At 71.9% G+C, this 8166-nt stretch carries 7 protein-coding genes and 1 pseudogene (1 of these 8 running past the window's edge); 3 read left to right on the top strand and 5 right to left on the bottom strand.

Annotation, left to right across the window (positions count from 1 at the left end; all coding sequences use genetic code 11):
- Nucleotides 1-97: 97 nt before the first annotated feature.
- From ACFFCN_RS16480 to mraZ, 3 genes are all read right to left on the bottom strand, one after another.
- Nucleotides 98-652, bottom strand: coding sequence for a septum formation initiator family protein (locus tag ACFFCN_RS16480; RefSeq protein ID WP_375493399.1), 555 nt, complete (start codon nucleotides 650-652; stop codon nucleotides 98-100).
- Nucleotides 649-1632 (bottom strand): 16S rRNA (cytosine(1402)-N(4))-methyltransferase RsmH, encoded by a 984-nt coding sequence (rsmH, locus tag ACFFCN_RS16475; protein ID WP_375493397.1) that lies wholly within the window; start codon nucleotides 1630-1632, stop codon nucleotides 649-651. Before rsmH ends, ACFFCN_RS16480 begins: the two co-directional genes overlap by 4 nt.
- 182 nt (nucleotides 1633-1814) lie before the next feature.
- Nucleotides 1815-2246, bottom strand: coding sequence for a division/cell wall cluster transcriptional repressor MraZ (mraZ, locus tag ACFFCN_RS16470; RefSeq protein WP_375493396.1), 432 nt, complete (start codon nucleotides 2244-2246; stop codon nucleotides 1815-1817).
- Between the two features lie 373 nt (nucleotides 2247-2619).
- Between mraZ and ACFFCN_RS16465 the strand changes: the two genes are divergently transcribed.
- The 3 genes from ACFFCN_RS16465 to ACFFCN_RS16455 are packed head-to-tail and all read left to right on the top strand — an operon-like array spanning nucleotide 2620 to nucleotide 7198.
- Nucleotides 2620-3567, top strand: coding sequence for an AAA family ATPase (locus ACFFCN_RS16465; RefSeq protein WP_375493404.1), 948 nt, complete (start codon nucleotides 2620-2622; stop codon nucleotides 3565-3567).
- 2 nt (nucleotides 3568-3569) lie between these two features.
- The gene (locus ACFFCN_RS16460; protein WP_375493394.1) at nucleotides 3570-4886 is read left to right on the top strand and encodes a DUF58 domain-containing protein; all 1317 of its coding nucleotides are present in this window, start codon (nucleotides 3570-3572) and stop codon (nucleotides 4884-4886) included.
- Nucleotides 4883-7198: a transglutaminaseTgpA domain-containing protein gene (locus ACFFCN_RS16455; protein ID WP_375493393.1), complete on the top strand. Its 2316-nt coding sequence runs from the start codon at nucleotides 4883-4885 to the stop codon at nucleotides 7196-7198. Before ACFFCN_RS16460 ends, ACFFCN_RS16455 begins: the two co-directional genes overlap by 4 nt.
- 6 nt (nucleotides 7199-7204) lie before the next feature.
- Here the strand turns inward: ACFFCN_RS16455 and ACFFCN_RS16450 are convergent, their stop codons facing one another.
- Complete coding sequence (locus ACFFCN_RS16450; protein ID WP_375493391.1) at nucleotides 7205-7582, bottom strand: DUF3040 domain-containing protein; 378 nt, start codon at nucleotides 7580-7582, stop codon at nucleotides 7205-7207.
- A gap of 143 nt (nucleotides 7583-7725) precedes the next feature.
- A pseudogene (gene dinB / locus ACFFCN_RS16445) lies at nucleotides 7726-8166 on the bottom strand (DNA polymerase IV); it runs 833 nt beyond the window's last position.

The following is an 8166-nucleotide window of genomic DNA, read 5'->3' as shown; positions in this document are numbered from 1 at the left end:
GCCGGTGCGCCGCGACGCGCGACCGGAGGTGGCGGCGCGGAACGCCGCGCGCCGGGGGGACGCCCGTACGCAGGACCGGGCGGTTGTCGGCGGTCGGTCATCGCGGTCCTCCGGGCAGGGTCACCGTCGGCGTCGGCGTGGGGGTCGGCGTGGGGGTCGGCGTGGGCGTCGGCCGCGCGCTGGTCGACGGATGCGGCGAGGTGGATGCGGGGTGGCGGCCGCGCGCAGCGGACGTCTTCGCGCTCGTCGACGTTGCGGGCGCCGTCGTCGACTTGCTCGTGGTCGGGCTCGGCTTCGGCTTCTTCGGATGCGGCGCCCGCAGCACCGGCGCGTTGGCCGGACCGGCCTTGCCGAGCACCTGCACCGAACCGTCCGGCCCGACGACGATGAACGCCGGCTTGTTGGCCGGCACCATGCCCAGCGCCCCGGCCGCGTCGGCGAGATTCGCCGGGGCCGCGCTCGCCGCGTTCTGGTTGCGCAGCTGCTCCACCTGGGCGGCGACGTCGGAGTCGGCGCTGGTGAAGTGGTGGTGGCGCAGCTCGTTGGCCGCCGATGCGGTGTTCAGCGCGAGCAGCAGCCCGAGACCGCCGAGCAGCAGCGCGACGACCAGCGCGCCGAACGGCAGCCGACGGGCGTGCTGCGGTGTCTTCACACTGCCTCCTTGATGCGCTCGGCGGCGCGCAGCCGGACCGAAGCGGCGCGCGGGTTGGCGGTCGTCTCGGCGTCGCCGGCCGATTGCGAACCGCGGACGAGCAGCCGGAATTCTGGTCCGGCCCCGGGCAGCGGCACCGGCAGGTCGGCCGGGGTGGTGTCGGCGGACAGCGCCGCGAACGCCTGCTTGACGATGCGGTCCTCGAGCGAGTGGTAGGCGAGCACGACGATCCGGCCGCCGACCTGCAACGCCCGCAGCCCGGCCGGCACCGCCGCGCGGACGGCATCGAGCTCGCCGTTGACCTCGATGCGCAGGGCCTGGAAGGTGCGCTTGGCCGGGTTGCCGCCGGTACGACGCGTGGCCGCGGGGATCGCCGTGCGCACCAGCTCGGCGAGTTCCGCAGTGGAGCGCAGTGGACGCACCTGCCGCTGCCGGTCGATGGCCTGTGCGATGCGCATCGCGAACCGTTCCTCTCCGTACTCGCGTAACACCCGGGCCAGCTCGGGCACGGCGTACGTGTTCACGACGTGTTCGGCGTCGATACCCGAGGTCTGGTCCATTCGCATGTCCAGCGGCGCGTCGTGGGCGTAGGCGAATCCGCGCTCGGCGAGGTCGAGCTGCATCGACGAGACGCCGAGGTCGAACAGCACGCCGTCCACGCCGGACATCCCGAGTTCGGCCAACACCTGCGGCATCTCGTCGTACACGGCGTGGACGAGATGCGTGCGTGCAGCGAAGGGCGCGAGACGCTCGCGGCTGCGCTCCAGCGCGAGCGGGTCGCGGTCGAGGCCGACGAGCGTGAGGTGCGGGTGCGCAGCGAGTAGCGCCGCGGCGTGCCCGCCGAGGCCCAGCGTCGCGTCCACCACGACGGCCGGGTGGTCGGCGAGCGCCGGCGCGAGCAGCGTCAGCACCCGCTCGAGCAGGACGGGCGTGTGCGTGCCGCGCTGTGCCGCGCCCGCGGGTCCTGCCTGCTCGTCCATGCGGCTCCTGCTCGTCCCGTTCCGGTCGGTGTGCCGCTGACGTCTGATCTGGTCCCCACCCGCTCGGCCTGGCATCGGGGAAGTGATGCCAGGACAGCGGGAGGAGGCCGGATCCGGCGTCAGCACTCGTCGTCGTGTCGTGGGGAGTTGTGGGGACGTGCATGAGGTCGGCGATCGCGTGCTCAGAGCACGCCGGGCAGCACCTCCTCGGCGATGTCGCTGAAGCCCTGCTCGGCGCCCTCGAGGTACTGCGCCCAGGCCCCGGCGTCCCACACCTCGATGCGGGTGTTCGCACCGATCACGACGCAGTCCTTCGACAGGTCGGCGTAGGAGCGCAGCGGCGGCGGAACGGTGATGCGGCCCTGGCCGTCCGGGGTCTCGTTGGATGCGCTGGCGAACAACACCCGGCTGTAGTCGCGTACCCGGCGATCGGTCACCGGCGCGCTGCGCAGGGCCTCGGTCACCCGGCCGAACTCGGTGACCGGGAAGACGTAGAGGCAACGGTCCTGGCCCTTGCAGATCACCAGTCCCCCCTCGAGGTCCGGCCGGAACCGTGCCGGCAGTGCGAGTCGCCCTTTGTCGTCCAGGCGGGGCGTGTGGGTGCCGAGGAACATCGACACTCCCCCGCTCACGCACCCGCCTGGCCGACATCGGTGTTGCCGTAAGGCCGAGCTCCCCCGCTCTCCCCACTTCGCCCCACTCTAACCCACCATTCATCCTGGTCAAGCATTTTCCGGCGACGACGCGCCACTGGTCCGCGCCGTTGCGCTGCCTCGGTCGGGCTCGATTTCGCGAAGGCCGTAACGCCTCGGACGCGGGATTCGTCATAATCAGCAACGGCAGTACCGCACGCGCTGATCCGACGAGGCGCCTCGAGCAGCCGCGGCCGAACGGAAGGAACGCTGGGTGGACGAGCTGTTGCCGCGGGCGCGGCATGCCGGACCCGACGACGACCTCGCGGCGGGCGCCACGGCCGGAGCCGAGTCGGTGGCGCGTGCCGGGGAGCGGATCAGCGCGAACATCGAGCGCGTCATCGAGGGCAAGCACGACCCCGTGCTGTTGGGCCTGGCAGTTCTGCTGGCCGAGGGTCACCTGCTGATCGAGGACGTGCCGGGCGTCGGCAAGACGAAGTACGCCAAGGCGCTGGCGCGCTCCATCGACTGCTCGGTGCGCCGTGTGCAGTTCACCCCCGACCTGCTGCCCAGCGACGTCACGGGCGTGAGCGTCTACAACGCCGACGACCGCGACTTCGAGTTCAAGCCGGGTCCGGTATTCGCGAACATCGTGGTGGGTGACGAGATCAACCGGGCGTCGCCGAAGACACAGGCCGCGCTGCTCGAATGCATGGAGGAGCGACAAGTCACCGTCGACGGCGTCACGTACTCGCTCGAAGCGCCGTTCATGGTGCTGGCCACGCAGAACCCGATCGACATGGAGGGCACCTACCCGCTGCCCGAGGCCCAGCGCGACCGCTTCACCGCACGGATCTCGATGGGTTACCCGAACCGCCAGTCCGAGATCGCGATGCTGTCCGAGCACGCCGCCGAGGACCCGCTCGCCGAGCTCGGCCCCGTGTCCGACGCCACCGAGATCCGTGCGCTGATCGGCGCGGTGCGCCAGGTGCATGTTTCCGACGCGATCAAGGCGTACGCCGTCGACCTCGCCGAGGCCACCCGTCGCTCGGCCGACGTGCGGCTCGGCGCGTCCCCGCGCGCGACGCTGCAACTGCTGCGCGCATCGAAGGCGTGGGCTGCGCTGACCGGACGCGACTACGTCATTCCCGACGATCTGCAGTACCTGCTGACACCGGTGCTCGAACACCGGCTGCTGCTGACCGCCGAGGCGCACGTCGCCGGCCGCTCGACCGGTGAGCTGCTGGCCCGGATCGGGTCGAGCGTGCCTATTCCCCAGACCGCCGTCCGCGGCAGCCGCTGACCGTGGCGCGCCGACGTCCCGGATTCACGACCCGCGGCACCTGCCTGCTCGCGGCCGGCGCGACCGCCGTGCTCTGCGGCCTGCTGTTCGGCCAGAGCGATCTCGTCCGCGCGGGGGTGCTCGCCGCCGCCGTGCCCTGCGCCGCCGCCGTGGTCGTGCACCGCTCCCGGGTGGGCATCGCCAACAGCCGCAACGTGGAGCCCGCCGACGTGTCGGCCGGTCATCCGGTGACCGTCCGACTGACGATCATCAACCGCTCGGCGCTGAGGTCGGGCACGTTGATGCTCGAGGACACCCTGCCTCGCCAGGTGCGGGGGCGCGCCCGCTTCGTCCTGGATCCGCTCGCCGCCCGTGAGGAGCGGCCGGTGACCTATCGCATCCCCCGGTTGGCGCGAGGCCGCTACCGCGTCGGTCCGCTGCGCGTGCGGTTGACCGACCCGTTCCGGATGGTCGACCTCACTCGTTCGTTCACGGCGTACGACGACTTCGTGGTGACCCCGGTGGTCGATCCGCTGCCGGCGGTGGAGCCGCCGCGCGGCGACGATCTCGGCGACAGTGCCGGCAGTCGCTCGGTGGGGTCGCACGGCGCCGACGACCAGTCGACGCGCGAGTACCGCACGGGTGATGACCTTCGCAAGATCCACTGGCGGTCGTCAGCGCGCACCGGCGCGTTGATGGTCCGCCAGGAGGAACGGCCCTGGCAGGGCCAGGCGACGGTGGTGCTCGACACCCGCGCCGCCGCGCACGTCGGCGACGCATCCGGATCCGACGACGACCCGCGCACGACCGACAGTTTCGAGTGGGCAGTCAGTGCTGCGGCGAGCATCGCCACGCATGCGATCGCGTCCGGCCGGCGGGTGGGCATCGTCGACCGGCTGACGTTGCCCCAGCCGTTGCACGTCGGGGATCCGCGCGCGGTGGCCCGCCGGCTGTCCGATGCCACCCGCGACGAGCGCGGCGACCTCGCACAAATCAGCGCGCTGCTGCGTTCGGCCGCGCAGGAGTCGACGTTGATCGCGGTGCTCGGCCGCATCGACGCCGCCGCGTTGCGCGCGTTGCTCGCCGCGCGCGCCGGTGGTCACAGCTCCCCCGCGCTCGCTGTGCTGCTCGACACCGAGACCTGGACGATGTCCGACGAGCTCGCCGGCGCCCCGCGGACCGAACCCACACCGTCGACGGCCACGACCGCGGCAGCAGCCCTGCGTGCCGCCGGGTGGCGGGTGAGCGTCGTGCGCTGCGGCGACACGACCGCGCAGGCGTGGCAGCTGTTGCTCGCCGGCTACACCGTCGACTCCCGCAGCTCGGCGCTCTCGCGATGACGACCACCGCACCGCCTCGCGCAACGCGCCCGGAGCCGGCCACGACGAACTCCACGGACCGGACGGCCCTGCGGCGCACGCTGTCGGCGCTCGTCGCGTGCGGCCTCGGCGCGGTGCCGCTCAAGGGGCTGTTCGTGGACTCCGGGTGGCTCGTCGACGCCTGGCTGAGCATGATCATCGTCATCGCGCCGGCCGCGCTGCTGCGGCTGCGCCGCGCACCGGGTGCGCTCGACGTCTGGCCCGGGGTGATCCTGCTCGTCCTCTGGCTGACCCAGCGCTTCGCGCCGCTGCACGCCCTGGGCGGCTTCATCCCGACCGGCGGCACGGTCGACGACGTCAACCGGCTGATGACCAGCCTGCACGCCACCACGCGGGACGGCGTCGCGCCGATCCACACCACGGTTGCCGTCCGACTCGTCGTGTGCGCGTTGCTCGGCCTGCTCGCCGCTCTCGTCGACCTCATCGCGGTGGTCGGCCGCCGCGGCGCGCTCGCCACCGTCCCCTTGTTGGTGATCTTCGTCGTCAGCGGGGCGGTGCCGCGGCAGCCCGTCGCCTGGATGTGGTTCGTGGTCGGCGCAGCGGGCTTCCTGATCCTGCTCGGGCTCGACGCCACCGACGAACACGACCGGTGGGGCCGGCGCATCGCCCGTGGCCGGGACAACGACACCCGCGGCGACCTCGCGTCGCGGGTGTCGGCACAGCAGGTCGGCATCGTGGCGATCGTGTTGGCGCTGGCCGTCCCGGCGATCGTGCCGTCCCAGTCCCGCAACCTCATCACCGACGCCTTCCACCACCACCACGGCCACGGCGGTGGCTCCGGCACCGGCGGGGTCAGTCCCTTCGCCGACCTGAAGGGTGAGTTGAACCGGCGCGACCCGGTCAACGTCGCGGACGTGACCATCGAGGACCGCACGACGACGGCACCGTTCTACCTGCGCTCGGACGTGCTCGACCTCTACTCCGGCGTCGGCTGGCGATCGTCGGGGCACAGCACGACGACGTCGATCGACTCCGGCGACTTCTCGACGTCCCCGGACTCCGGGTCGGGGGAATCCGAGACCTTCCGGGCGCACGTCAAGGTCGATCGGCTCGACGGCGTGCCGCCCGTCTTCGCCGAGCCGATCGCGCTCGCCGGACTCGATGCCAAGAACACGCAGTGGAGTTCGCGCGACCAGATCCTGCAGGGCGCACACGTGCAGCACGGCGACAGCTATACCGAGGAGGTGTCGCAACCCGCCGTCGACCGGGCCGCGCTCGAGCAGGCGACGGCAGCGCCCTCCGCGGCGTTGCGGCACTGGTTGCAGCTGCCGAAGCTGCCCGCCGAGGTCGACGTGCTGGTCAATCGCGTGACCTTCGGCAAGAGCACGCCGTACGACAAGGCCCGGGCGATCAACGACTACTTCACCAACCCGGCCAACGGCTTCCAGTACAGCACCCGCACGAAGCTCGGCGACTCCGGCAACGAGCTCGTCGACTTCCTGCGCAACAAGACGGGGTACTGCCAGCAGTACGCGGCCGCCATGGGTGTCATGCTGCGTGCGTCCGGGGTGCCGGCCCGGGTCGTGCTGGGCTACGAACACCCCGCGCCCGACGCGCACGGCTCGTTCACGGTGACCAGCCTGGATGCGCACGCCTGGGTGGAGGCGTACTTCGCCGGGGCCGGCTGGATCCCGTTCGACCCCACCCCGATCGGTGGCCTCGACGGCGGACCGAAGACCGACCTCGCCTACGCGCCGCACCCCTACACGCCGCAGCAGGACAACGGCATCGACAAGAGCCGCGCAGCGTCACCCACTGCCTCGCCGGCACCGACCTCGAGCGCGCCCACGCCGGGCGCCGGAGCACACAGCACCACCTCCGCGCCGGTCGATCTGACCCCGCTGTGGGGCGGGCTCATCGCGTTGGCCGTGTTGGCAGTACTGCTCGCGCCGGCGTCGGTCCGGTTCGCGCGCCGACGCCGTCGCTACCGTGCGGCGCGGGCCGGTGACACCGAGGCGCTGTGGGCGGAGCTGTCCGACACCGCCACCGACCTCGGGTACGTGTGGTCGTCAGCGCGCTCACCGCGCCAGGTGGCGCACTGGCTCGGCGACTTCGCGGGCCGTCCCGCGGCACTCGATTCGCTGGCGCTGGCGGTCGAACGGTCGCGATACGGCGGCCAGCAGGCCGCGCAGCGCTCGGACGCGCGAGCCCTCACCAGCGACCTCGAGAGCGCCACCGGAGCATTGCGCGCGCGGCGCAGCGGGCGATCGAGGTTACGGGCGACGTTGCTGCCGCCGTCTTTGGGTTTCGGTCGGCGCGGCCGGCGGAGCTAGCCGGCGTCAGTTCTCGTCGAACCGCTTGCGCAGTCGGTCTTCCATGCGCGTACGCAGGCCACTGCTGTGCCGCTCGCCGCCCGCGGGCGCGGTGGCGTCGGCCGGCGTGACGTCCTTACGGCCGCGCAGCATCTGGGCCACCCATCCGCAGGAACCGACGACGAGCACGAAGCCGACGACGCTGAGCGCGATGATGTTGGCGACCAGGCCGACGAGGACGAGCGCGAGGCCCGCCACGACACCGACGACACTGAGCACGATCGTGCGCCGGGTACGTGATTTGGTCCGGGCTGCTCGGACCGACGCAGCGAACTTCGGATCGTCCGCGTAGAGAGCTTGCTCGATCTCGTCGAGAAGCCTCTGCTCGTGATCGGAGAGCGGCACCGGGCCCTCCTTCGTGCCGTCGACCCGGTAGGGCCGGAAGCGATCGTGGTCTTAGTTCGATTCGTACCCCGCGGGGGCGGGTTACCTACCACGAGCATACGAGCCGATTCCACCGACCGAAAGTTACGGGTCGAGGTAATCGATTACGGGTCGCGGCTGCGGACCAAACTGCCGGCGCGGACCGCGGTATCACCGAACCGGGCGCGCGCCGCGTCGATGGCCGCCTGAGCGTCGCGGCGCTCGCTCGCCTGTCGGGGTGTGAAGTCGAGCGTCAGCTGCTCGGCGACCTCGCCCGAGCCGCGTAACCCCTCGCACTTGACGCCGACGAGCCGGATGCGCGGCCGGTCGAGACGCAGGCCGCGGTACAGCTCGACGGCAGTGTCGTAGATATCTGCAGTCGCATCCGTCCAGGCCGGCAGCGTGCGGACCCTGGTGACCGTGCGGAAGTCCGCAAAGCGGATCTTGATGCCGATTGTCCGGGCGACGAAGCCGCGGCTGCGGACGCGGCTGCCGACGTCCTCGGCCATCTGCAGCAGCTCGTGCCGCAGCTGGGCCGGCTCGTCGTCGTGCTGGACCGGCACCAT

This window comes from uncultured Jatrophihabitans sp. (genome assembly GCF_964246335.1).
Lineage (GTDB): Bacteria > Actinomycetota > Actinomycetes > Mycobacteriales > Jatrophihabitantaceae > Jatrophihabitans.
The sequence above is the reverse complement of the archived record's forward strand: the minus strand, read 5'-3'. Positions and strand labels throughout refer to the sequence as shown.